The organism is Providencia sp. 2.29 (assembly GCF_015832305.1).
In the GTDB taxonomy this organism is placed as follows: domain Bacteria; phylum Pseudomonadota; class Gammaproteobacteria; order Enterobacterales; family Enterobacteriaceae; genus Providencia; species Providencia stuartii.
In genome coordinates this window covers 21,325-45,229 of record NZ_CP065420.1, presented here as the reverse complement: position 1 = coordinate 45,229, position 23,905 = coordinate 21,325, and the positions used below count along the sequence as shown (strand labels likewise).

General features: G+C 40.8%; 15 protein-coding genes. 3 read left to right on the top strand and 12 right to left on the bottom strand.

Annotated features, from left to right (window positions below; translation table 11 throughout):
* The 7 genes from I3B46_RS00155 to I3B46_RS00125 all read right to left on the bottom strand — a co-directional run bounded on the left by I3B46_RS00155 (window position 1) and on the right by I3B46_RS00125 (window position 10,063).
* Window positions 1-1,146, bottom strand: a complete 1,146-nt coding sequence (locus I3B46_RS00155) for an ABC transporter substrate-binding protein (protein ID WP_104873099.1) — start codon at window positions 1,144-1,146, stop codon at window positions 1-3.
* Complete coding sequence (locus tag I3B46_RS00150; protein WP_014657145.1) at window positions 1,130-2,338, bottom strand: MFS transporter; 1,209 nt, start codon at window positions 2,336-2,338, stop codon at window positions 1,130-1,132. Before I3B46_RS00150 ends, I3B46_RS00155 begins: the two co-directional genes overlap by 17 nt.
* Window positions 2,335-3,507, bottom strand: coding sequence for an NAD/NADP octopine/nopaline dehydrogenase family protein (locus tag I3B46_RS22240; protein WP_071821169.1), 1,173 nt, complete (start codon window positions 3,505-3,507; stop codon window positions 2,335-2,337). The genes I3B46_RS00150 and I3B46_RS22240 overlap by 4 nt, the downstream gene beginning before the upstream one ends.
* 8 nt (window positions 3,508-3,515) lie before the next feature.
* Window positions 3,516-4,532 (bottom strand): PLP-dependent cysteine synthase family protein, encoded by a 1,017-nt coding sequence (locus I3B46_RS00140; RefSeq protein WP_163761875.1) that lies wholly within the window; start codon window positions 4,530-4,532, stop codon window positions 3,516-3,518.
* Between the two features lie 8 nt (window positions 4,533-4,540).
* Window positions 4,541-5,944: a Y4yA family PLP-dependent enzyme gene (locus I3B46_RS00135; RefSeq protein ID WP_104873102.1), complete on the bottom strand. Its 1,404-nt coding sequence runs from the start codon at window positions 5,942-5,944 to the stop codon at window positions 4,541-4,543.
* A gap of 11 nt (window positions 5,945-5,955) precedes the next feature.
* Window positions 5,956-8,127 carry a TonB-dependent receptor gene (locus I3B46_RS00130; RefSeq protein WP_014657148.1) on the bottom strand — a complete coding sequence of 724 codons (2,172 nt, stop codon included), beginning with the start codon at window positions 8,125-8,127 and terminating at the stop codon, window positions 5,956-5,958.
* Between the two features lie 79 nt (window positions 8,128-8,206).
* Window positions 8,207-10,063 (bottom strand): IucA/IucC family protein, encoded by a 1,857-nt coding sequence (locus tag I3B46_RS00125; RefSeq protein ID WP_104873103.1) that lies wholly within the window; start codon window positions 10,061-10,063, stop codon window positions 8,207-8,209.
* Between the two features lie 207 nt (window positions 10,064-10,270).
* Between I3B46_RS00125 and I3B46_RS00120 the strand changes: the two genes are divergently transcribed.
* On the top strand, window positions 10,271-11,101 hold the full coding sequence (locus tag I3B46_RS00120) for an HpcH/HpaI aldolase/citrate lyase family protein (RefSeq protein WP_104873104.1): 831 nt from the start codon (window positions 10,271-10,273) through the stop codon (window positions 11,099-11,101).
* Window positions 11,102-11,244: 143 nt separating this feature from the next.
* Here the strand turns inward: I3B46_RS00120 and I3B46_RS00115 are convergent, their stop codons facing one another.
* Window positions 11,245-11,781: a TetR/AcrR family transcriptional regulator gene (locus I3B46_RS00115; RefSeq protein WP_004924031.1), complete on the bottom strand. Its 537-nt coding sequence runs from the start codon at window positions 11,779-11,781 to the stop codon at window positions 11,245-11,247.
* Window positions 11,782-11,876: 95 nt separating this feature from the next.
* Here I3B46_RS00115 and I3B46_RS00110 point away from each other — a divergent pair, with 95 nt between their 5' ends.
* On the top strand, window positions 11,877-13,358 hold the full coding sequence (locus tag I3B46_RS00110) for an MFS transporter (RefSeq protein ID WP_004924034.1): 1,482 nt from the start codon (window positions 11,877-11,879) through the stop codon (window positions 13,356-13,358).
* 72 nt (window positions 13,359-13,430) lie between these two features.
* Here I3B46_RS00110 and I3B46_RS00105 read toward each other — a convergent pair whose 3' ends face one another.
* Complete coding sequence (locus I3B46_RS00105; RefSeq protein WP_036942423.1) at window positions 13,431-14,840, bottom strand: MFS transporter; 1,410 nt, start codon at window positions 14,838-14,840, stop codon at window positions 13,431-13,433.
* 74 nt (window positions 14,841-14,914) lie between these two features.
* Here I3B46_RS00105 and I3B46_RS00100 point away from each other — a divergent pair, with 74 nt between their 5' ends.
* Entirely contained in the window at window positions 14,915-15,577 is a 663-nt protein-coding gene (locus tag I3B46_RS00100; protein ID WP_104873105.1) for a helix-turn-helix transcriptional regulator, read from the top strand.
* A 33-nt stretch (window positions 15,578-15,610) separates the two neighbouring features.
* Here I3B46_RS00100 and I3B46_RS00095 read toward each other — a convergent pair whose 3' ends face one another.
* The 3 genes from I3B46_RS00095 to I3B46_RS00085 form a co-directional block, all read right to left on the bottom strand.
* A complete protein-coding gene (locus tag I3B46_RS00095) occupies window positions 15,611-18,142 on the bottom strand; it encodes a penicillin acylase family protein (protein ID WP_395756065.1) in 2,532 nt (843 codons plus the stop codon).
* Between the two features lie 151 nt (window positions 18,143-18,293).
* The gene (locus I3B46_RS00090; protein ID WP_036942428.1) at window positions 18,294-18,869 is read right to left on the bottom strand and encodes a rhomboid family intramembrane serine protease; all 576 of its coding nucleotides are present in this window, start codon (window positions 18,867-18,869) and stop codon (window positions 18,294-18,296) included.
* Window positions 18,866-23,806 (bottom strand): DNA repair ATPase, encoded by a 4,941-nt coding sequence (locus I3B46_RS00085; RefSeq protein ID WP_104873107.1) that lies wholly within the window; start codon window positions 23,804-23,806, stop codon window positions 18,866-18,868. The genes I3B46_RS00090 and I3B46_RS00085 overlap by 4 nt, the downstream gene beginning before the upstream one ends.
* Between the last annotated feature and the right edge of the window lie 99 nt (window positions 23,807-23,905).

Below are 23,905 nucleotides of genomic sequence, written 5' to 3'. Positions count from 1 at the left end.
TTATTTATCACCTAAACTTACAAAGTAACCAGGTTCATAGCTGATCGGTAAAAATTTATCGTAAAGCGCCTTAAATGTTTCATCTGCATTTAAATCTGGAAATAATTCGGGATGGAACCAACGTGCTAATTGTTGGATTGCAATAAAATCGTATGGACTATTATAAAATTGATGCCAAATTGCATAAAATTGTTGGTTTTTGACGGCATTACTTCCGGTATAAGCAGGCTTTTTTAGGTATTTTTTTAGCTTCGCTTTTGCCGCTTCCATATTTTCATTTGGCCCTAAACCAATCCAATCACCATTAGGCATAAATGATGAAAAGTTTGCACTGGTAACAACGACTTTATCAGGATTTGCGGCAATAACTTGCTCCGGATCCATCATATAAAATGTGTTAGGCGCATTTTTTTCACCGATATTTTCACCTCCGGCGAGTGAAACAAAACGCCCAAAGTTACCATTGCCAAATGTCAGACAGCATTCATCGGTATATCCACCAATGCGCTCAATAAAAATACGTGGCTTTTTAGGATTTTGGTTACTTAATACATCACTCACTCGTTTTAATTGCTTATCTCTAAATTCAATAAACTTTTCTGCTATTTCTTCTTTACCCCATAAAGTGCCGAATAGGCGCATCGTTGGCGTCGTATTTTTTAATGGGTTATAGCGAAAATCAATATAGACAATAGGGATCCCTGCTTTCTCTAATGCTTTATCATACCCTTGTTCTTCTATTGCTGTTTTTGCCTCAATATTCATGATGATAGCATCGGGTTGTAGCGCTAATGCTTTTTCAATATTGAGTGAACGTTTTTCAGTGCCGCCAAATGTGGGAATACGGTTTAGTTGAGGAAAATAAGTACTGTATTGTCGCCATGTTGCAGGATCTGACGTTTGCATATCATTCCCCATCGCAACAATACGTTTCGCTGGATTATCTTTATCTAGCATGGCGACAAGGTAGAGCATACGCCCTTCACCTAAAATGACTTTTTTTATGGGGGTACTTACGGTGACCTTTCTACCAAGTATATCTGTAACAACGGTCGGTTTTGCTGAGATTATTGTGGAAAATAATAGCCCAAAAAGAATAAGTAAAAATTTAGCCATTTGCTGGTGTAGCCTATACTTTTTTTTCATATTGTTCCTTATTGATGATATGTTTTGTTAGTAAAATAATCGTGCTAAGGCATATTAGATAACCGACTGAAATATAATAAAAAAGCATATTGATTCCAGGGTAAATAATAAGAATACTGCCGAGAGAGATCCCCCCGATTGATGCAAATTGATTAATACTTTGCGATAAACCAAGTACATAACCTTGATGTTTTGCTGGCGATGCTGAGGAGATCAGTGCTGTTAAGATGGGAGTGGTCGCGCCTAGTAAAATTCCCCAAATAAAATAGAGTAAGGCAAACCAAATAATTGAAGCGTTTGCGAGACTGATGGCAATAGCCGCGCAGCCAAAGATAATCCATCTTAAGCGTGTCAAAGAGGCAACAATGGATTGGTGTTCAAACCATTTAGCCCATAATTGAGCCGATAGGATCACCCCCATCGCTTGTAATCCATAAATAAGCCCTATTACCCAATAGTCTGTTGAATAGGTTTTTTCGATATATAAGGAGAAACTGGGCAGGGTGATAAGCCGGATCATTAATAATAACCCTGTAAGCAACATCAATTGTTTAACGATAGTTTGAGGGGAACCGTTTTTTTTCGTTGTATGGGCTGTATTGGCGGGGGATAAAAGGGGGGAATGCTTATCTGATGGTAAAAATAGAAAAACAGCCACGGCACTTAACATACAAAGCCACCCAGCCATCATATTGATCCAAAAGAAATTGAGATAATCTAAAATTAACCCACCAGCCAGCGCCCCTAATAGAGAGCCTATATTGGTTGATACTTGTAGTAGGGCAAAGAGATGAGTCCGTTTTCTAGGGGCTGTTACTGCCACCCCGTAAGCTTGCGCTGGCGCTATATACCCCGCACATGCTCCTTGAATAAACCTTAATAGTAAAATTAACCAAGGGTCATTACAGAATGACAGTAAAATTTGGGTAATTGATAACCCAAGCAAGGCTCGGATTATCATTGCTTTATTCCCCATCCGGTCACCAACTTTCCCCCAAAAAGTACTGGTTAGCATGATGCCAATCATGGGGGCTACATAGACCATTGTTAGGGCGAAAGGGAGTAGTGAATCTGAGCTGTTATTTTGCAAATGAATAGGCCAAAATGGCCCACTCATTTCCATTGCACCCATTGATATTATTTGAATACCGAATAAGAACCCAATAATCAGATGGTTTTTAAGCAATTTCACCGTTTAGCCACCCTATATTGAGTGAGGTCTATCTTGGTAAATATAGGGTGATGAATTTCAGGTTTTAGCCCTAAATAATCCATACACCAAGTGTAGATCTCTTGCATATAGGGAATAGGGATATTGAGCTGCTTCCCTAAATTAACGAGTAAGCACAAACCATAAATAATATCTTCCTGAAAAACGCGATGGTTTTTATTGAAGACCCAGCCACCGCCTTCAGCGTTTATAAGAGGTAATTGAATACCATGGTAGGCCTTGTTTGAACGAAGAATTGACCATAGTGTTTTGGCATCCTCGATTTGTTCGGTATAAGCTTCTCGTAATTCTTCAATTAAAGGTTTTACGGTATTAAGTGAGATTGCCAATTCTTTGGTTAAATATTGGCAAATCGCCAGTCGCTCCTCATCACAGCGCTGTAAATAGTAAGCACCAAGTTCAGGGCAATCATTCCACCAGCACAGTGGAGATTCAAAATTGCGTTGATGCCATTGAGCGTAGGGGCCTATCAGCCCATAAATGACTGAGCTGTGCATAATAGGATTTGCGGGAGTGAGGGTTATTTCTAAGTAATTATCAAGAATAGTAATAGGAGCCGAGTATATTTCCGATAACCAACAATGGAGTTGGTTTTTATTTGTTTCATTTTCTCGATGATGAAACGCAATAAAGAGTTCAGATTTCTCACCACCGAAACAAACTTTTGTGCCAAGTTCTAAACCCCATGCAATATGAGGCACATCTTTCATGCCCCATATTACGACATTAGGTTTATCTTTAAAAAATTGTTCAGCAAGCCAATCAAAGCCATTTATACCGGGAATGGCGCCAATAAACACCGTGTGGGATGTCGATAAGTAGGGTGAGATAAAATTTAGCCAATTTGCTTGTTGATGGGAAGGAACAGTAAGAATAATTATATCGGCATGAGGTATGACGATTTGCGGTAAATTAGTTATTAATTCAATTGAATAATCAATAACTTTTCCATCATGATAGTGAACTGATAATTTTTGGTTCTGCTGCTGGTGGCGTTCGACGGTTATAGGATTTTGGGTAAGTAATGATGCCTTAACATGAGCGAAATGGCTAAACAGAGCAACCGCTAAATGACCGGTTTGGCCTCCCCCACAGACAACAACCTTGAGCTGTTTGTTATCTATCATCATGGTTTCCTCTAGTTAGCTTGCTCTAGTGGAATGGTATTCGTTAGCCAACGATTGAGTTGATGCGAAATCTCCTCTGAAATCAGGTTGCGAGCGCTTAACCATTGTTCGTTGAATATTGTATTCAGGTATTTTTCACCGCCATCAACAACAATGACCACGACATTGCCGCTAAGAATATCTGTATTTATATATTCTAAGGCTTTATAGACAATGCCTCCGGTTGACCCTCCTACTAATAAACCGTATTTGTTGGCGAGAAAACGGGTTGTTTCAAAAGCTTGGCAGTCAGAAACTTGAGCATTATGGTCAATACAACTGTAATCGAGCACTAAGCCTACGGTGTCCCCTTTTGGCGTCCCTGTTCCTGATTGATAATAGGGTTTGCCTGGGTTACCAAAAATAATTGAGCCTTCAGGCTCTACAGCGACGGTAATCGTTTGTGGGTTATGAGCCTTTAACCCTTGAGAGATGCCAGTAATAGAGCCACCTGTACCGGCACAACCGACATAAGCATCAATTTTACCTATTTGCTCAATAAGCTCACAGACTAAAGCTGCATAACCTCCTGAATTAGCGGCATTATCTGATTGATTCAAAAAGGTTGCATTAGGCAGTTGAGATGCTAACTCGCTGGCAAGGCGTTGCCGTTCAACAACAGCCACTTCATCCTCTTGATAATCACCTGTAACATAGCGAATATCTGCGCCTAGCGCCTTCATAATAGAAATTTTGTCGGGGGCGGCATGGTGGTCAACAACCGCGATAAAATGCAAATCAAACTCGATTGCTGCCAGCGCGAGTCCTATTCCGGTATTACCTGATGAGGATTCGATAATAGTGCTTTTAGGTTTTATTTTTCCTGATTTAAGGCCAGCAATAACCATGTTTCGAGCCATTCTGTCTTTCATACTTCCCCCTGGATTGTTCTTTTCCATTTTTAGAAATAGAGCACTTTTTTTGTGGGGAACAGCGATACGTAAAACAGGTGTATTGCCGATCAAATCAGTGACTTTGCTGCTGATCATAAATATTCCTATTTGTTATCTTTGAAAAAAATAAACTGCCCATCATGATTTTCCAGTGCATACAATCGACAAGGAATAGGGTGCCGATGAAATTGATTTTCAAGTAAGTCCATTTGATATCCGGCTGTATTTATGAAAATGAGCAAATCACCGGCTTGAGGAAGGTGAGTAAATAAAATTAAGCGATGGGTGATCACATCATTTTCTAAACAGCTATGTCCTGCTATCCATACTCGGGTGGGGCGCTGTTTATGTTGTTTTGAGTGTGGTACTAAAACATGTAATGGATCGAGTAAAAACTCTGAGTTAAACCAAGTTTCACAGGCACTAAAGCTACTGCCTTCAACAAAAATAATAGGATGTTGGAATTGCTGATTAACGCGCACAACTCGAAATAGCGATATTGCACTTTGATCGACTAAACATCTGCCGGGCTCTATCGTTAGTGTGATATGGTTTTTCTTAAGGTATTGAGAGATGGTTTCGTTTTCTGTGTATTGGGATGATAGGAATGTAGTTAACCATTGGGTGGCTGATTGTTCCCCTCCATAAGGGTAAAAATCGGTTGGTATACGGTTATTTTGGTAATATTGGCTCGTTTGATTATCTATCCATGATTGGTATTGTCCTGTTGAAACATATTGAACCGGTAGCCCGCCGCCAATATCAATGGTTTTAATTTCAAACCCCAATGACAGTGCTGATTTTATAAGTGGCTGTAATTCACGGAAAGCTTGTACGCGTGAAGCGCTTTTATAGCCACCTAAATGAAAATGGATACCTTGCCAAAGTAAGCCTGCATGCTGTTTGGCTAATTGAAGTGCCGTTATAAATGCAGCAGATTTCATGCCAAACCTAGAGCGGCTCATTTGTGGTTGATAGCGAAATAGAACCCTCGCGATGAATGATGTTCTTGATAATAGGTTGAGGATATCTTGTAATTCTTCAAGAGAATCAACGACAATCAGTGAGTTATGTAATATCAGTTTCCAAAGAAATTCATTGGTCTTCGCAGGACCAGTAGCACAAATTTTCTCTGGTGAAATCCCATAGTCATAGGCATCTTGCCATTCATGAAGGCTTGATACATCAACGCCAATACCTTCTTCAACGGCTATTTTGACTAGGATATTGGATTGGTTAACTTTCACGCCATACATAATGCGCCCTGTTACACCATGTTCTTGAAAAACAGCATTCAGTTTTAGAATATTTTGTTGCATGGTATGAGGAAAAATCACGTTTAATGGGGAACCATACTGCTTAACCAGTTCTACCAGCCTTTCATTATTTTCAAAACATAGCCGTTTGACCTGCTCATCCATGAGCGGCGGTAATTCTGTTGGCGCTACGGTTTTGATAGATTGATAAGGTACCGATAAAAAATGGGTTAAGTTAGTTTGGTTCACCATGATTTCACCTCTTAGAAATCAACTGAAATAGAACCGAGTACGGTTCGCGGAGAGCCTTGAGCGAATGTGCTGTAGGAGGCTACACCAGACCAATAACGCTCATTTAAAATATTGGTGATATTTAGTCTCAACGTAACAGGCGTATTCGATATCTTAGTCTTATAGGCAGAGCCAATATCGACGGTTGTCCATGAAGGTATTGAATGAGTATTTTCTTTATTAACGTATTGACGAGTATGGTAATTGATATTGCCATTGATACTTAAACCTGAAACAGAAGGGATATCATATTCCGCACCAAAATTTGCGACCCAAGGGGAAACGCCAATCGGTTCATTTCCTTTATTTTGCCCAGATGCAGTTTTGGTGAGCTCTGCTTGAATATAAGTGACGCCGCCGGTTAAACGGAGAGAATCAAATGGCTTACCAGAGACACTTAGCTCAATACCACGATTACGTTGTTCATCGTTGGCAGAATAAATCAGGCTGTTAGGGTCTAATGACCCGCTTGGTTTACTGATTTGGAAAAGGCTCAGTGTTGTTATTGCGACGGGTTGTTCATATTTAACGCCTAACTCATATTGCTTAGAACGAAATGGCTTCATCATTTCGCCGCTATTTTTAGCATTAACCGGAGCAGTACTTCCTTTGCTGAGACCTTCAACATAATTCGCATATAGCGAGATATTATCAGTAGGTTTAAACAATAAACCGACTAATGGGGTAATAGCGGATTCATCATAAGTTGTTGAAAGAGCCCCTAAAGTAAAGCTATCAGATTTTATATTTTGATAGCGAATACCGGGGGTGACCATAAAGCTATCGTTAAAAAAGCCAATTGTATCGACCAATGAAACCCCTGAAAGTGTATTTTCGGAGCGTTTTGTTATTTCTGGGTAATCAGGGATTTGTTTATCAATATAAGTAGGGTGATATAAGTTGGTATTGTATGGTGTGCCTGCATTTGTACCGACATTATAACGATCAAAATAGCGGTTCCACTGTAATGCGAGTTGATGAGAGGTATTTCCTGTCATGAATTCACTTTTGATACCAGTGCCAACAGAGTAACGCTGGGTTTTGCTTTGAAAATTCATGATATATGTGGAGATATCCCCTTGATCATTAAGGACGGTGTAGGTTTGTTCATTAACCCGATCGATACGGGTTCGAGCACCACCAATATCCATAAATAATGAGGTATTGCTTAGCACATCATATTCCATATGTAATAAGGCGGAATCATCATTGGATTTCCACCATGTCCATGGGCTAGCTAAATTGGTTTTCCCACTAGGCGCAGGTGGAACAACCCCATTTTCCCCTAAAAAAAATGGACGATTAGTCGCATTCATATTTTGGTTTTGAGTAATGAGATCCAATGAAGCGCGAAAGCGTTCACTAGAATAATCTAGCGCGATAGCACCGACGCCGAGCCGACGGTCTTGATGGTCAACGGCAGTATTACCATTGGTGTAACTTCCATTCACGCGAATACCAAAATATTGGTTATTCCCTAGGTCATATAAACGGCCAACATCTAATTTACCACCTAACTGAGAGTCACTTAGATATTGGGCGGTTAAGCGAGTGATAGGCTGCGCACTGGCACGTTTGGTTACGACATTGATAACACCACCAACCCCCCCTTCAGGTGACATACCATATAACAGAGATGCTGGTCCTTTTAGAATATCAACACGTTCAGCGTAGTCTGCTAATAATTGAAAGTTAGGGGATACACCATAGATACCATTAAGCGCAAACTCACCGATATTACCTTCCGTTATAGGGAAGCCTCGAATATATAATGAGTCAAGTAGTCCACCTTTAGAGCTACTAATTTGTATCGAAGTATCGTGAGAAAGAATGTCTGAAATTTGTTGTGCTTGTTGTGATTCTAAATAAGCTGAATTGTAATTAGTGATATTAAAGGGAATATCCATAATATCGTTATCCCCTAATAGCCCCGCTTGCATTGATCTTGAAGAAAAAAGGTTAGGTTGTAGGTTATTATTACCCTTAGCTGATACGATGATACTATCTTTGCTGAGCTTATTATCTGATTTAGCAAAAAGGGTATTAGGATAAAAGAATGAAATTACCACACAAAATAAAGAGTGATAGGTAATTTTATGTTTTGCTATGTCTTTAAATGGTATAGTTAATAAGTTATTTTTCATATTGAATTAGTCGTTTTATTCGCTTTATTTACAAGGAAGGGAACAAACCTAGTATTACCTTCTGTTAGATAAAGTTTATTTATTGAAATAATAAAAATGGGTTCGTTAAACCATGTTGTATTCGGTAATTAATATATCGTTGGATATGCATAGTGAGTAGTGAGCGAGTTTGCCAAGGTGAATTCATAAATATTTCATATTCTTGCCTCCAAAAACTTTCATCAATTCGAGGCTTAACTGATTCAAAAATATATTGAGTTATATTTTTTAATTCCCTCCAAAGCTGGTGGTTAGTTAAGCGGTAAAAACGAGTAATATGGACAGCTAGTTCATGTAAATGGCTTACAAAACAAGCGTCAATCAAAAAACTCCGTACAGGTTCTATATCCTCTTCAAAAACGGTCGGTAAAATACCGGGCCAAGAGTAGGCTTGTAATTGATAGCCTTGTTGGTGCAATAGGGGTAAAAAGGCTCGGCCATCACCATAGTCACGGATTAAACATTTTTCTGGGATACCTTCTGATGTGAAGAGTACTTGGGTATTTTGCTGATGAGCTTCAAGAGCAATGCCATATATCAAATACATAGATATAACAGGCTCTAAAATAACTTTTGTATAGCTGCGGAACCATTCACGAGGAGTTAATCCTGATTTTTCAATGAGTTCAGTGAAAATCGGTTTTTGTTGATTTGGTAAAGCAGTAAAGAGTGTTGCAACCGTGATAGGCAATAAATTGTCACTTCTTTCATAAGAATTCGTGCAACGAAATACGACAGAAAGAAAGCGCCCAGCTGAATCATCTTGTTCAATGGCATGTCGGTAGTGGATACCGAGATCTTCACGTAGAGATTCTAATTTCCCATGAAAGTTTTTCTCTTGTTTTAAGATGGTATCGATTAACTGACTAATTCTAGGCCCCATATGGATGGATTTTGCTTGCAAGCTACGCATTTCACTTGTCATCCAAACTGCGATGGGTAATTTAACAAATGCCTTATTAGTGGCATCTGTGGGGAGCATGGTCCTAAAGGACATCGTCGGTTTGGTTTCTAATTGAGGCCCATCAATAAGCAGTATTTCATCTTGAATGAGTTCTGCTGCTTGCTCTTTTACCCAATGATTTAAGTGCCAGGGATGAATGGGTAATGGAAGCCATTGTTGAGGATCCCTACCTTGTTGCCCAAGCCAATCACACCATTGTTGACCAATAAGTGGAAATTGTTGAAGAAACCAGAGGTGAATATTAGCGACATGCGGCAATGCTTCAATATAGGCCATATCTCGGCGTAGAGCTGCGACAGTAAGATTCACCGTAGCATTAAATTCAGGAGAGTAAGCCATAACATCTTTGGCTTTCATGTTTGGTCGGCTTTTCCATGTTGGATAATAGGGATGCCCTTCAAGTGAGCCCCATTGGTCGAGAAACAAAGCCGCATCGCGGATACTGTATTTATGAACGACCCAATCAGTTAAGTCATTAAAACCGTATTTAGACATTTGTTGGCTAATATCGTGTGACCAATTAATGCGGAAGTTGCGTGCATTAATGTCATTATCGACACTGTTTTTTATATCATTTTTTAATTTATTTAAATTGTTAGGGGTAAACGCTATATTTAAATCTTCTTTTAATATATCAAGCATGTCATCTATCGTTTGAATAATTTCCTTTTGATTGTTTTTATCGATTATATAAATATTTCCATAACTTAATACGGTATTGGCAGGGTATATATCTACATCGGTGAAAAGGATTTTAAATGATGATGTTATGGATTGATAAATATATCCACAATAATCAAAATCCCAATAAAATTGTTTTTTATCAATCAGTTTTTCTGCAAACAAGCAATGAATTAAACGCCTAAGGCTATTATGATGAGAAAATTCAGCATTAATATTTAAAACATTTGTTTGTTTAGGGGTATTCGTCATGATTAGCCTCTTATAGCTATGAGAACGAATTAATTAATGATGAATATCATTAACTAGAAAAATAATTTTGAATACTTGAAAGATATTGGTAATAAAGTTAGCATTGCCGAAAAAAATAGTAAATGAGAATTATTGTTTTTTTTATTCTCAATTGAGATGTAAGGGAAAATAATATGTTATTCAAATGATTGATTAGGAAGGTTCACGATGACTAATTGTTCTGTAACTTATTTATTTGTACCCGGAGATCACCCTCAATTCTTTGATAAAGCGTGTATTAGTGGCTCAGACGTGTTGATTTTAGATTTGGAGGATTCAGTCCATCCTTTACATAAATCTCTTGCTAGGCAGGAAGTTATGGATTGGTTACTCCATTATCCAAGAAAGGAGGTAACGCAAAAAATAGCCATTAGAATTAACCAGCCAAATAGTATTGAATATAATCAAGATATTGATTGGCTAAAGAAAAATAACTTATTCATCTATTTATCTCACCTTGTTATACCTAAAGTTGAATCTGTAGAGATGATCAACGATGTTAAAAAACATCTCTTTGATAATCCGCAACTATCGATGATTGCTATCATTGAAACGGCATGGGGGTTACACCGTGTTTATGATATCGCACATTCAGGTGTTGAGCGCCTTGCATTCGGCTCTTTAGACTTTTCTCTTGATATGCAGTGTGACATGTCTCGTGAATCACTGTTGTTTGCAAGAACACAAGTGGTGCTTGCTTCTCGCCTTGCAAATCTTTTAGCTCCTATCGACTGTGTCACACCAGATATTGATGATTTGGCTGCTTTAGAGCAAGAGTGTTTGCATGCTAAAGCTCTTGGTTTTACAGCAAAATTAGCTATTCATCCCAATCAAATTGCTATTATCAAGCGATCGTTTGATATAACGCAGCAGCAGCTGGCTTGGTCAAAAAAAGTATTACAACAATCTCAAGAGCAGTATGCCTTTAAAGTGGATGGCAAAATGGTAGATTTACCTTTAATTTTGCAGGCAAAGAAGTGGCTAAATACCCACAAATAAAAATACGCCTAATTTGCTTACCGTTTCTGGCATCATCCCCGTCCATTTATTTCGTCGTAATGAAAAATAGCGATTTTTTGTATCTCTGTATCGATACAACGAACGATTGTTTTTTTATAGGATAAGTTCCTAGGTTTGTCACGTTAGCCTAAAAAACGTGACATATCATGGAACATCTCTTGCCACTCGTTTTCGTCTATTTCCATCAAACCAAAATAGCGCAACATAAAGGCGCCCTCGGTAGCAAGAAACATCAGCCGAGCGCGTTTGCCATGCTCTGTTGAGGTGTCTAAATGGCGCAATCTATCACGATACCAAACACGGGTACTTTCTAAGTATTCAGGGGTTTGTAGTAAAGCTGCCATTAATGCTGCCCCCTTCGCCATCGCGACTTTGTCATGTTCATAGGTTGCAAGCCGATGGGCATTAATACGATTTTCTGGGGAGCTGTCTTTTTCAATCTCACGGTTAAATATTTGCTCATAGGTATAACCCCAGCGTTCAAACATTGCATCGATTAAGGCATCTTTGTTACCAAAACAGTATTGAACCCCTCCTTTAGAGATCCCCATGGATTTTGCGACTGCATCAATCGTCAGAGCAGCAGCACCTTGGTTAAGTACGATGTTTTCAGCGGCATCGAGCACTTTATCTCGATCGATAGTTCGTTGACGTCCCATTTAACAAAAACCTCTTTTCAATACATACGTATGGATTTATATTGTAGCACGATCATGAATAAATAGTGATTAAATAAACTTGTTGAGATGATTTTATGCTAGCAAATTATAAACGCTGGATTATTTTACTTTTAGTATCAAGTGTACTCTTTCTGATTGTCATCGATGTAACGGTGTTATATACCGCGTTACCGCGATTAACGCATGATTTAGGCGCCACATCTTCTGAAAAATTGTGGATCATGAATGCTTACCCATTAATTGTCGCTGGGCTGTTGCCTGCTGCGGGTATGCTTAGTGATCGCATTGGCCATAAGGTCATGTTTCTGTTAGGGCTACCTTTATTTGCGGTCGCTTCTTTATGTGCGGCATTTTCTCCGACGGCAATGAGCCTAATTTTATCTAGAGGCTTTTTAGCTGTGGGAGCGGCGTTGAGTATGCCTGCAACCTTATCGATTGTTAGACACGTTTTCTTAGATCCAAAAGAGCGTGCACTTGCGATAGGTATTTGGTCGGCGGTGGCATCAGGTGGTGCTGCGATAGGCCCTTTGGTTGGTGGTGCGCTGCTTAACCACTTTTGGTGGGGATCGGTCTTTTTAATTAATGTTCCTGTGGTATTGCTGGTATTACCTTTTGCCTATTTTTTAATTCCTAAATGTGGCGGAACAGGCTCACAAAAAATTGATTATCTTGGCTCTGGGTTAGTGCTAGTCGGGTTAGTTGGCATTATTTATGCTCTAAAAGAGCTGGGTAAGCCTTATACCAATTGGTGGGAGTTGACTATTGTTGGGGTTATCGGTGGGCTATTTTTATGGTTATTTAGCCGCAGACAAATAGCGTCTGAATCACCAATGATTGATTTTAAATTATTTTCTAACCCTCGTTTTAGTGCCGGTATTTTAATGGCGATATTATCGATGGTGATTATTGTGGGTGTCGAACTCCTATTGAGCCAAAGACTACAATTAGTTCAGGGGTATACGCCACTTCAAGCGGCGCTGTATATTATCCCGATCCCGATTGCTTCTGTATTAGCAGGCCCATTAACTGGAATGTTATTACATACAATGGGGGAAAGACGTTTAACCGTCATTGGCTTTGTTTGTACTTTGGCAGGGGTACTTGGTCTCATTTCTATTTATCAAACCTCAACAGGTTTCATCTTATTGTTATTCCTGTTTTTAATTGGTTTTGGTTTAGGAATTATTTTTACGACAGCTTCAACAACCGTGATGCTCAATGCGCCAGATAAAAAAGCCGGTATGGCCGCGTCTATTGAAGAAGTCGCATATGAAATTGGTAGTGTGTTGGGTGTAACCTTTATGGGCGGATTGATGAGTGCCATTTATACAATGAAATTATCATTGCCCGATAGCTTAGTCGTTGATAATAAAGCTTATGATAGCATTGATGAAGCTTTTATTGTTGCGGAGCATCTGCCGCACGAAAGTGCTAATTTATTGATAAATCAAGCGCACATAGCGTTTGATCAAGCCTTTTTTGGTGTCATGGTATCGACAGCGATTATTGTCATAATCAGCACGCTGTGTATCCCTTACTTTTTCCGTAAAAATTAACGTTAATGAATAAAGGGAAGTGAATTAAATGACACTTCCCTGCTTTTACCACGTATCCCCCACGCGGGAGTATTACTTCACTTTCCTGATCAACAGTGCGGCAAAGAATGGACAAATGGCAAATAAAATAAATAACCAAACAGAGGCTTGTTGAGCGCCTGCTATTCCACCAGGGGAAATCAACCCGCTGTTATTCACGACGACACCCACGAGCGCGGCAGAAAGCGCAGTCGCATATAGTTGAACGGTAATGACGGATGAAGACGCGAGATTTTCTTCACCACTAGGGGCGACACTGAACACTTTTAACACCAAGTGTGGCCAGCAAATACCAATACCAAGGCCAACTCCCATCATTGCGACTAAATAAATTGTAAACAGTAAGATTGAACTCACAAGCTTCGTATGAGGAGTCAAAATGGCTAACACAATTAATGAAATAAATATGATGATTGGCCCTGTACGAAGTATTTTTAACACGATTGGGCCAGTTTTATTGGCACTTAATAATGCGCCAATCGTCCAACCTGCTGCCATAATCGCTGTAAGATAGCCTGCTGATAATGGCGAGAAGTGGTGGATGGTTTGTAAGAAATAAGGAACATAAATTTCCGTTGTCATACCACCCACCAACAAGCTCATCGTTAAATAAATCACACCGAGTGAATTTTTTAATGAATAAGTGCCTGTTGGTAGTAATCGCTTACCTTTTTTACCATCGATTTTTGCGATAGTGACCAATAAGATAAGGCCAACGAATAGGCCAATGGCATTGAATATCAACTGACTGGATAAGCTACCGATGGAAATCGCTAAGACGGAAATCACTAATAGTGAAATGGCGAGAACAGGCAGTTTACTGATCTGTTGGGATTGATTTGTCCTTTTAGGCAATTGATTTATCACGATTAGAACGAGTAGAAGTGCAACGGGAAGTAATGACCAAAAAGCCCAGCGCCAATGACCCGTTTGAGCGAATACTCCACCAATAGCAGGACCGCAAAGTGTCGCTATTCCCCACATACCGGAAACAATGCCCATGGCACGTGACCAAAGGTTTTCAGTAAACACAACGCGAATAAGGGCGTAGCTTAAGGCGAATAAAATTCCACCGCCTAGCCCTTGTAACGCTCGCCCGCCAAGTAACATTAACATTGATGGTGACAGTGCACACCAAATGGAGCCTAATGAGAAAATAAGCAGAGCCGTTAAATAGGCGAATTTAGGCCCTAATTGATTGAGTATTTTACTCGACAGTGTTGAACCCACAATTGAAGTAGCAACAAAAATCGTCGTATTCCACGCATAATATTCAAGACCACCGATATCATTGACGATACTAGGTAAGATAGTTGTCACAATATAAATATTGATAGCATGAAGAGCGACACCACCGGTGAGGGCAATCGTCAATAATGCGTTACGACCACTAAGTAAATCAGCCCACTTAGCTTGAGTTGTCGTGGAGGGTTCATTGCTCATAGCGAGACCTGCTAGACGAGAGAGTTAAAAAAACGTTAATATCCAAGTACTGACTTGGATATTAGAGTGACAGAATGATTAATGCAAGTGATTACTTTGATAATTTAAATATCAGCCAAGCGGTTGATAAGGTTTTGTTTTGCATAAAAACAAAAGGTCCTATCTCGACAGCTGTGATTGCAAAAGACTTGGCAATGACGGGGGAAGCGGCACGCCAGCATATTCAGAAACTGACGTCTTTAGGTTTAGTTGAAGGGGTGCAATGTACCTCTCAAACCGGAGCGGGCCGACCAAGGCAGAATTGGGTGCTCACAGCATTAGGGCATCAGCGCTTTCCTGACACACATGCTCAATTAACATTGCAGCTCATTGATTCTGTAAAAAATATTTTTGGTAATGAAGGGCTGGAAAAGCTAATTAGCCAACGAGAAGGGGAAGTTAAGGCGAAATATTTGTCGCGATGTGGCTCTTTACCTTTCGTTGAACGATTACAGGCATTAGCCGATGTTCGCAACGAAGAAGGTTATATGGCACATGTTGAGCAAGATGGTAATAGCTGGTTATTTATTGAAAATCATTGCCCTATCTGTGCTGCGGCGACCGTCTGCCAAAATTTTTGTCGTTCAGAATTGCAACTGTTTCGCGATATTATGGGAAGTGATGTGACAGTTGAGCGTGAGCAATATTTGTTAAATGGCGCGGGACGTTGTGTCTATCGTGTACGGCAAATGAAATAGGGCCGAGTGTTACCTCGGCCCTGTTGAGATTGACTATTTTTCGATCTCAACCTGTTCGCTAGATTCGATGTGCGGCGTCAATTCTTCCGTTGTGAGCCATAATGGTTTCTTTTCAAATTGTTCGTAGAGTGACAATTGGTCTTGATAATGAGGTGATGGTTTGCCTTGAGGTGAAATAAAACCGCTTTGGCCTGGTGCGACGACATCCCAAGCTTTCACTTTACCATCGCTAAACACGATCAAATCATTTTCTGTGCCTCTATTATGATACTCATTTTGATGAAAACGCTCTTTTGCATTAGCTTGAGGAACGCCAAAGAAATTATTGGCTCTGAAAGTGAGTGCCGTGGCAGGGGTTTGCCAGCTTGCAAGATTATCACCATATTTTAGGGTCATCTGCTGATAAGTATTGCGTAATGCTTGGCGAATGACCTCATCTTGAGGTTTGCCTGCAAAGAGATCAATCGCTTGAGGAATTGCAGAGCGTTGTCCTAATAACGATTCATATAAGATTTTGGCCCCCGTACTAATATTCAGTGAACCTGTAGGGCCGTCTTGTGTTGTTTCATAGCCACTGGCTAAATACCATTTATCAAAGGGAGCCGGTACAGCTTGACCGAGAGTCGCTTTTAACATCTCCTTGAGCCAGATATCTAATATTGCCGAGCCTGGTTGAATATAATGCTTACCATCCTTTGTAAGATGATTAATGCCATCCCATTGGTTTAGTATATTAGCAAGTTTTACTGCATCATCATCGGCAGGTAAATCACGCGTAGCACGGATGATATAAGGGGTGAATAAGCGATGATTGAGGTCAACACGGCTGGTTTGTTTTAGGATATCCCACATATCCTCTTGGTTTAACAAAGCTTTTGATTCTATCAGTCTATTTATTTCTGTCACTCGATCAGCCGAACCCCATAAGAAAGCAAATAAGTCACTAGCGGGGTAGTTTTTGGCTGGGGAATTATTCCAGTTGGCAATATAACCGGATTTCGGGTTATACACTTTTGGGTTATTGGCAAAGGGTTGCATACCTTGCCAATCCCACTCCCCGGTACCTGGCACAGGAAGGCGAGGGTCATGGTTTTCTTGGCGCTCAGGGTAATGTCCTGTATGGATATAACCAATATTGCCATCTCGATCGGCATAATACCAATTAATGGTCAGTGCTTGATTTTGTGCCTGAGCTTGCCATTGCTGCCAATTTTTGGCTTGTGCCTGTTTTACCCATGCCATCAAAGAAGAGACTTCTTTTCCATCCCACGCTCGAGCCTTGCTGTATGCGATGTTAGCGCTGTTATCTTGTTTGACTATGTTACCGTGCACCGTTCGATAAACATCTAATGTGACAGGCGAAGCATCTTTCACGTTAATGACCTCTTGGCGGCTGAGCATTTTTTTCCATTGGCCTTGATGTTGGTAATAGTTAGGACGTTTTGGGTCGAGTTTCTCTGCAAAAATATCGACACCATCACCAAAACCAGCCGTTGATCCCCATGCTATGTTGCCATTATGGCCAAATAATATTGCTGGATAAGCGAAAGGGGTGTTGCCAACCAAATCAAAACCAGCACCATGTAAACCAATGCCATAGGTATAGGCTGGGTTAAACCAGCCAAATTGTGGGCCGTTGAGCAAAATTGCGTTAGCGCCATCGGCTTTTGATTTGCCGACAACCCAGATATTACTCGTCGTTGGGTAACCTGCTAACCCGTTCGCACCGCCTTGCTCATATTGCTTGGCAATCAATTGGCTATTTTGCTGTGCTGTTAATGCGATTAATTTGCCGGAGGCATCCTTTGCAGGGCGCTCAAACATAGGGGGAATTAGACGGTAATCGTTTATTTGATTCACCTGAGATTGCTTGTTTTTATTTTTTGTATCTGAATAGGTAAATTCTTGAGCATCAATAGTGGTGGGGGCATTAGGGTTGTTTAGCCAATTTATTTGGTTGAATACTGCTAACCCTGTTTGCTCACCATACTTATCTTTTAAGGCGGTTAATAAGGCTAGATTATCGATTTCACTGTTCATATCTGAGAAGCGGTTAGCCATAGTGCCCACCATAATCATGGCAACGTCAAAGCTGTTCCATTGAGATGGTGTGAAGCCATAATCAATAAATTGTTTAGGCATTAATTTATCTGGCCTCGCATTCACTTGTTTGATCCAAGCGTTCATGCCGTCTGCATAGCCACGTAGGATATCCTGTTCTTCTTTAGGGAGATTTTTAATTTGTTGATGGATGGAGTCAGGCCAGTAATTACTGCGGATATCTTTATCAAAGGCAATAAAATCTTTGCCGAGCACTTCTGAAACGGTGCCTTGGGTACTGCGTTTTGCCATTTCCATCTGGAAAAGCCTGTCTTGGGCGACAGCATAGCCATAACCATAAAAAAGGCTATATACGTCATCGGCATAGATATGAGGAACGCCGTAGCTATCTCGATCGATTTTGATTTTATTCGGTTCGGCATAGCCAGTAGATGAAAGTGTTGTTAATCCAAAAATAATAACCGCAGATAATAAGTTGTTTATCTTCATCAGGTGAGTCTCCATTTTTTATTGTTTTATGAGACTAACAATCACTAATTTGTAAATGAAGAGTTAAATAATAGTTAAATTATTAATATGTGAACCAAGTAGATAAAAAAGGATACATAAAAATAAAAAAAATATTAAAAGTGAATCTGATCACGTTAGCTAAAAATTAGCTTTCTGTAGGTGAAAGGGCGCTTTTCTTGCGGCGATTAACCCACCATGCATAGAAAATACCCGATATTGCACCAGCAATATGCGATTCAGTTGAAATATATTGATGAACGGGCAGCAAGCCGGATGTCATTGCGCCAAAATAAAATAGCACCAAGACAGTGATGATAATGTCAGAAAGTTTGCGACGAAAATAACCTTGGGCGATCAGTAACCCCCAAAGCCCGAAAATCCAACCACTTGCGCCAACATGAATGGCGTAGCGACCAACTAACCAAACAGCTAATCCACCAGTAATAATAATAAAGAGCGAAGCTAATAGATATTCACGGATCTCTCTATGTAGCAGTACTGCGCTGAGGATCAGTAAAGGAGGAAGGTTACTCAGTAAATGTCCCCAACTACTATGAATAAAGGGGGAAAGGGGGATACCGATGAGGCCCTCTAAGCTTCTGGGTATGATACCAAAGCGATTTAACGAATAGCCTGTTAGGCTATTGATCACTTGGATGATGACCAATAGCCCAGCCAAAATAGCAAGTAGTTTCAGTCGTTGGTTCAACCACTGTTTCATGCTTGCTGGCTTAATGCTTGTACACTTTCAACCAGATCAGCAAGTTGTGCAACAACACGGTCACCCACATCTGCATTATCCCCACCTAGTGCTTTATTGCGCATAAAGTCCTTTTTGATTTGTTGCCAGCGTGCGGCCTGTTGCTCCGTGAGCTTACCGCGAATTTCAGCTAATTTGAGTAAATTTTCTTCTGCTCCTGTGGTGAGTAATTGTGCTTCACCGAGGTAGTGATCATCCAATAAACGTTCAAGCTCCTCTTCATTCATGACAGAGGACACTTTTTCACTCAGTTTATTCATATTTCGATAGCTACCTTGCAAACGGAAGGCTGGCTCGGTGCGGTATTTATCGGACTGTGCTGCACTGGCAATATATTGCTGATTCACTTTGAGTACGACATCGCGTAGCGTGATTAGGCGCTTAATGACAGCGACAATTTCACTGATTTCTGCATCTGAATAGGGGTAGCTCAAAGCATTAGTTGAGACTGATTTACCCATTGCTTTATCAACGAAAAGGTAGAGGTCATTGAGATCACGTAGAGCAAGCGGCGCAAGTACAGGGTTTGAGGTTAGACTGTTTTCAATGTAGCTTAATGCGAAGGCATCATCCATGCCGCCAAGCACTTCCCCTAGGTTATAGATATCAGCGCGGTTGGCGAGCATGTCCGGTATGCGGAACACTTCACCTGATTCGGTATATGGGTTACCTGCCATAACAACACAGAATTTTTTACCACGCATGTCATAGGTTTTCGTTTTTCCTTTCCAAACCCCTTCAATGCGCCTTGTTCCGTCACACAGAGAAATAAATTTCTGTAAAAACTCAGGATGCGTATGCTGAATATCATCCACATAGAGCATCACGTTATTCCCCATCTCTAACGCTAAATTGAGTTTTTCTAGCTCCTGACGTGCAGTTGCATTTGGTGCTTGGTCTGGGTCGAGTGATAACACGTCATGACCTAACGCAGGCCCGTTAATTTTCATGAAAATGAGGCCTAAGCGGTCAGCAACATATTCCATCAATGTGGTTTTACCGTAACCAGGCGGGGAGATCATCAAGAGTAGCCCCATCAAATCGGTACGTTTACCTTCCCCTAAAGCACCGATTTGCTTCGCCATATTGTCACCAATAATCGGTAAATAGACGTCGTTGATCAGTTTATTACGAACAAAGGAGCTAAGAGGGTGCGCTTTAAACTCATGCAGCTTCAAACGACGGCGCTCTTCAATGACAACACGTTGGCGTAACGCTTGATATTCACGGAATGCGGGAATAAACCGTTTTCTTTGAAAACGCATGCGACTGAAATAGTTATCTAAGCTCAACGAGAGGGTTTGATTTTCTATCGTTGGATGTTCGCCTAATAACCCATTAACTTTGAAGTACAGATCAGCTTCGCTATAACGTGCTGATGCGACTTTGTCTAAAATAATAATGGCGATTGCACCCGGAATATAAGGCGTAAGATGGGCAAATTCAGGCACTGAACATAGCCCTTGTAACCAGTTTTGAATCAATGCCCAACGCTGAGCATAGCGGCCTGCAAGGTTTTGTTGGGAACGGTTGAAGTCTATCCACATATGGGCGTCTTCTAACCGAGTTTGCAAGGCGGCAACAAGGTCTCTAGCATATTTACTGTAAACTAATTCAATAGGCGTTCTCGCCAGCGCAAAGCTAAGATACTCTGCGGCTTGAGTTTGTTGGTAACTCTCACAAGGTATCGGGTGCTCTTGTAAAAATAGGCTAATGTCTGCTTCGATCTCCGCCTGCAAATCGAGCAAAGCATCATCATTATGGAATAGCTGATGAATATTCATTGCGGTTCTGGCGCGCTCTGGCCATAAAGCCGGATATTCATTATTTTGTACTTGTTCCCAGAAAATCGCAGCAATTGCTCGCGATGTTGGGTTATAACGCAGTAAATCAGCACTCTCTCCGACAGGCAGGAGTTTTTTCAAAATAGCGATGGCATCGTGATCGTGAATACCTTTCTCATAGCCCTCTTTATAACGTGGGGCTGCAAAGTCGCGTACGATTTTCTCTAATTTCTCAGGCACCGATAACGCGGACTTAAGCATATTATAATCAAGGCCATCTTGGCGCTTACTTGCAGCGTAGATAATTGAATATGCAAGGTATTCAGCCCGATAAACATCGTCTGACTCGGATTCAAGTGCCGCTGACCAATAAGGTTGTAACTCAGCTAATTGAGGGTTATCAATAGGCTCTTGGAAATCGGTACCCGTCAGATATAACCAAAGTTGGTTATCTTTCGGCAAGATGGTTAAATCAAGCTCTTGGGTGTTAACACTAAAGCGATGGCGAGGCCCTAATTTAATTATATTACCGCCATCTTCGTAAATATCTGTTTTATCGCGTAGTGTGCGAATAGATTGGTCGCGCGCTGCTTTTAATCTGGCATCAATATCATCCGCTTTGACGTTATCATTGATTTCTCTTAGTTTTTCAATGATTTCACGCGTTTTTGTTGCCAATGGATCAGACGCAAAAAAGGCGTTTAATTCATCTTGAGACTGTAAACGTGCAGTGCGGCGTTGCAAACTATCTAACAGGCGGTCGGCTGCTGTTTGTAAGTTTTGTGAACGGCGTTGGCGTTCATCTAATAAGGCTTGCTTGTGCGACTCAAAGGTTTCTAGCAGCTCTTCGCGTTTGGCGAGAATATCTTCTAGGAACTCATCATGGCTGCTGAATTGGCTTTCTAACTCTTCTAATTGGACTAATAGCCTAGATAGCTGGTCATCGCAGCGTTCAGGATCCGTGGAGAGTGATAGGGCATTTGTAATGCCTTGGCTAAATAGGCGGAATTGTGCGCCAAATTGAGCCACAGTCTCGACAGCACTTTGTGATTTACGTTTTTGTTGTAAACGAGCGCGTGACTGGTTTAATTGGGCATAAATTTGTGAAATTGCATCAATGATGTTGGTTTGTTGAGTCACATCATCAAATTTTAGCGAAGCCATTAGATTCGATAGCATATCCAAGTCGGCAGACATTTTTTCCATGCCATTCATTGGAATATCGAGCTGCGCACTATTTTGAGCACTCTCCATTTGCTCTTCAAACTGAGAAAGTTGCGTTTTAAATGGTTGTAGTGCTTTATCGCTCGCTAGGAAAGTCGCGGTAGTTTGAGAAACATACTGCTGTGCTTGCGTAATTTCTTCTTCCATCTGCGCGAGTTTCGTTAAATCCATATAGCGGAATTCGCGTAAGGAGATCAGGTGACCACGTTGGGCACTGAGTGCATTTAACCCATCAACAAACTGCTGAATATCATTCCAGCTTTCAGGTAATGTTAAAGACATCAGTGTCTTTTGCCGATTAGCCGCTTCATTCATCGATTTTGCTGATTGCTGGCGGATACTCTCGACTTTTTCATACTCATCTAAGACCAGTTCACTGGTTTGTGTGATCTCTTTGAGTAATTTACCGATACCTAAACATTGCTCGTCATTAAACCAATAATAAATATCAAGTAGGTTTTTCGGTTGTTGGCTCAGTTGTTCATAGCGGGCAACGGAAACCTGATTACCTTCAATTTCTTTAGCAATATGCAGAATTTCTGAGATACCACGTACAAGATCAGCGTTACCAATGCGACCAAAAAAGCCCCCTCGCGCAGGCTGTTGATCGGCAAATTCTTCTGAATAGAAAGGGGTTTGCCAAACTTGCATCGGGTGAACTCGAGTGGCTTCGTCACCTTCACCTTCAAAGAGAACCATTTTCCCATCTTCAAGCATGGCATAACCATGCCCGATCAGCGGAATCGCCAGTTTTCGCTCAATCAAATTATAATTAAAGAGGGCGATACGACCTTGGTTTGGCGAATAGAAGACATACAGGACATCCTCACCGTTTGGGGAACGGCGCAAGCGACGAAAACGCATGCCATCCATAGGTTGATCAAAGGTTTTATACTCACCATTTTGTAAGTAATATCCACCTGGGAAAATAATGCCGTGGTCTTCGGGAAGCTGTACACATGCCTGACCAATCGCATCAATGCGTTGAGCTGTTTGAGTCAGTGTATTGTAGACGAGATAGCGCCAGTTCTCTTCGCGATAGGGTAATATTTTCAGTAAGATCAGGCTGCCTGTTTGGGCATATTCAATTTGGGCATCATCTAGGGATTGGTTTTTATCTAACACCGCTTCGCGATAAATGCCGAGGCCATCTTCTGTGTTATTTTCGCATTTTATGGTGAGGTCGCCACCAATAGTTTCAACGAAAACAGTATCTAAAATATTGATATGCGGAAAACGACCATTAACCGTGTTTTCACGGGTTGTTTTCACCCATTCAAAGTCATAGGCAGGGGGAAGGGCGATGTCGCGTTCACCGCGGTTGTCGATATAATCGATTTTGCTTTTATCACTGGAGATAGACCAGCGGAAAACCCGCACATCGGTGATACGTTCACCAATTTGAAAGCTAGCTAATAGCTTACCATCACGTTCAACTAACTGTAGTAATTGGGTGTTTTTGTAATAGGTGTAAAGCTCAGTAAAATCTTGGATAAAGCGCGTATCACTGAGGAAGGTGTCGTCATAGGAGACCGCTTCAACATCAAACTCACCTTGGTTATCAATCAGTCGATACAGAGAAAACACATCTTCAATTTGTGTTTCTCTTTTGAGGCCAAGGAAAACGTTATAGCCAAATAGAAGCCATTCACCAACTCGGACAATATCCCTTGCTTGGCAATTATTTTCTGTGCGAATACGAATACGGCCAATAATATCCATTTGGCTTTGACCGAACTCTTGTAAACGACTGTCATTGAGTTGCGCTGCTTTTTGATGAAGCTGTTGCCCTTGTTCTGTAAGGCGTTTGCGTAATATTTCATATGCGCCGCCTTGCGCAACAGCACTATCCAGTATGTTTTGCTCGTGACTCGTATCCTGAATTGACATGCGTCGTTGGTTTCCTTGGCTATAACAAAAGACAAAAGTTGAAGGCATACCCGATATGTATGCCTTTGAACTAGGATGCTCGTTTACCGTTAAATGATT

Excerpts from the sequence above, each read along its gene's own strand:
- I3B46_RS00115 (WP_004924031.1), bottom strand. The coding sequence starts at position 11,781 with ATGGGACGTCAACGAACTATCGATCGAGATAAAGTGCTCGATGCCGCT.
- I3B46_RS00135 (WP_104873102.1), bottom strand. The coding sequence starts at position 5,944 with ATGGTGAACCAAACTAACTTAACCCATTTTTTATCGGTACCTTATCAA.
- I3B46_RS00110 (WP_004924034.1), top strand. The coding sequence starts at position 11,877 with ATGCTAGCAAATTATAAACGCTGGATTATTTTACTTTTAGTATCAAGT.
- I3B46_RS00090 (WP_036942428.1), bottom strand. The coding sequence starts at position 18,869 with ATGAAACAGTGGTTGAACCAACGACTGAAACTACTTGCTATTTTGGCT.
- I3B46_RS00130 (WP_014657148.1), bottom strand. The coding sequence starts at position 8,127 with ATGAAAAATAACTTATTAACTATACCATTTAAAGACATAGCAAAACAT.
- I3B46_RS00100 (WP_104873105.1), top strand. The coding sequence starts at position 14,915 with ATGATTAATGCAAGTGATTACTTTGATAATTTAAATATCAGCCAAGCG.
- I3B46_RS00085 (WP_104873107.1), bottom strand. The coding sequence starts at position 23,806 with ATGTCAATTCAGGATACGAGTCACGAGCAAAACATACTGGATAGTGCT.
- I3B46_RS22240 (WP_071821169.1), bottom strand. The coding sequence starts at position 3,507 with ATGATGATAGATAACAAACAGCTCAAGGTTGTTGTCTGTGGGGGAGGC.
- I3B46_RS00120 (WP_104873104.1), top strand. The coding sequence starts at position 10,271 with ATGACTAATTGTTCTGTAACTTATTTATTTGTACCCGGAGATCACCCT.
- I3B46_RS00125 (WP_104873103.1), bottom strand. The coding sequence starts at position 10,063 with ATGACGAATACCCCTAAACAAACAAATGTTTTAAATATTAATGCTGAA.
- I3B46_RS00095 (WP_395756065.1), bottom strand. The coding sequence starts at position 18,142 with ATGGAGACTCACCTGATGAAGATAAACAACTTATTATCTGCGGTTATT.
- I3B46_RS00140 (WP_163761875.1), bottom strand. The coding sequence starts at position 4,532 with ATGATCAGCAGCAAAGTCACTGATTTGATCGGCAATACACCTGTTTTA.
- I3B46_RS00105 (WP_036942423.1), bottom strand. The coding sequence starts at position 14,840 with ATGAGCAATGAACCCTCCACGACAACTCAAGCTAAGTGGGCTGATTTA.
- I3B46_RS00155 (WP_104873099.1), bottom strand. The coding sequence starts at position 1,146 with ATGAAAAAAAAGTATAGGCTACACCAGCAAATGGCTAAATTTTTACTT.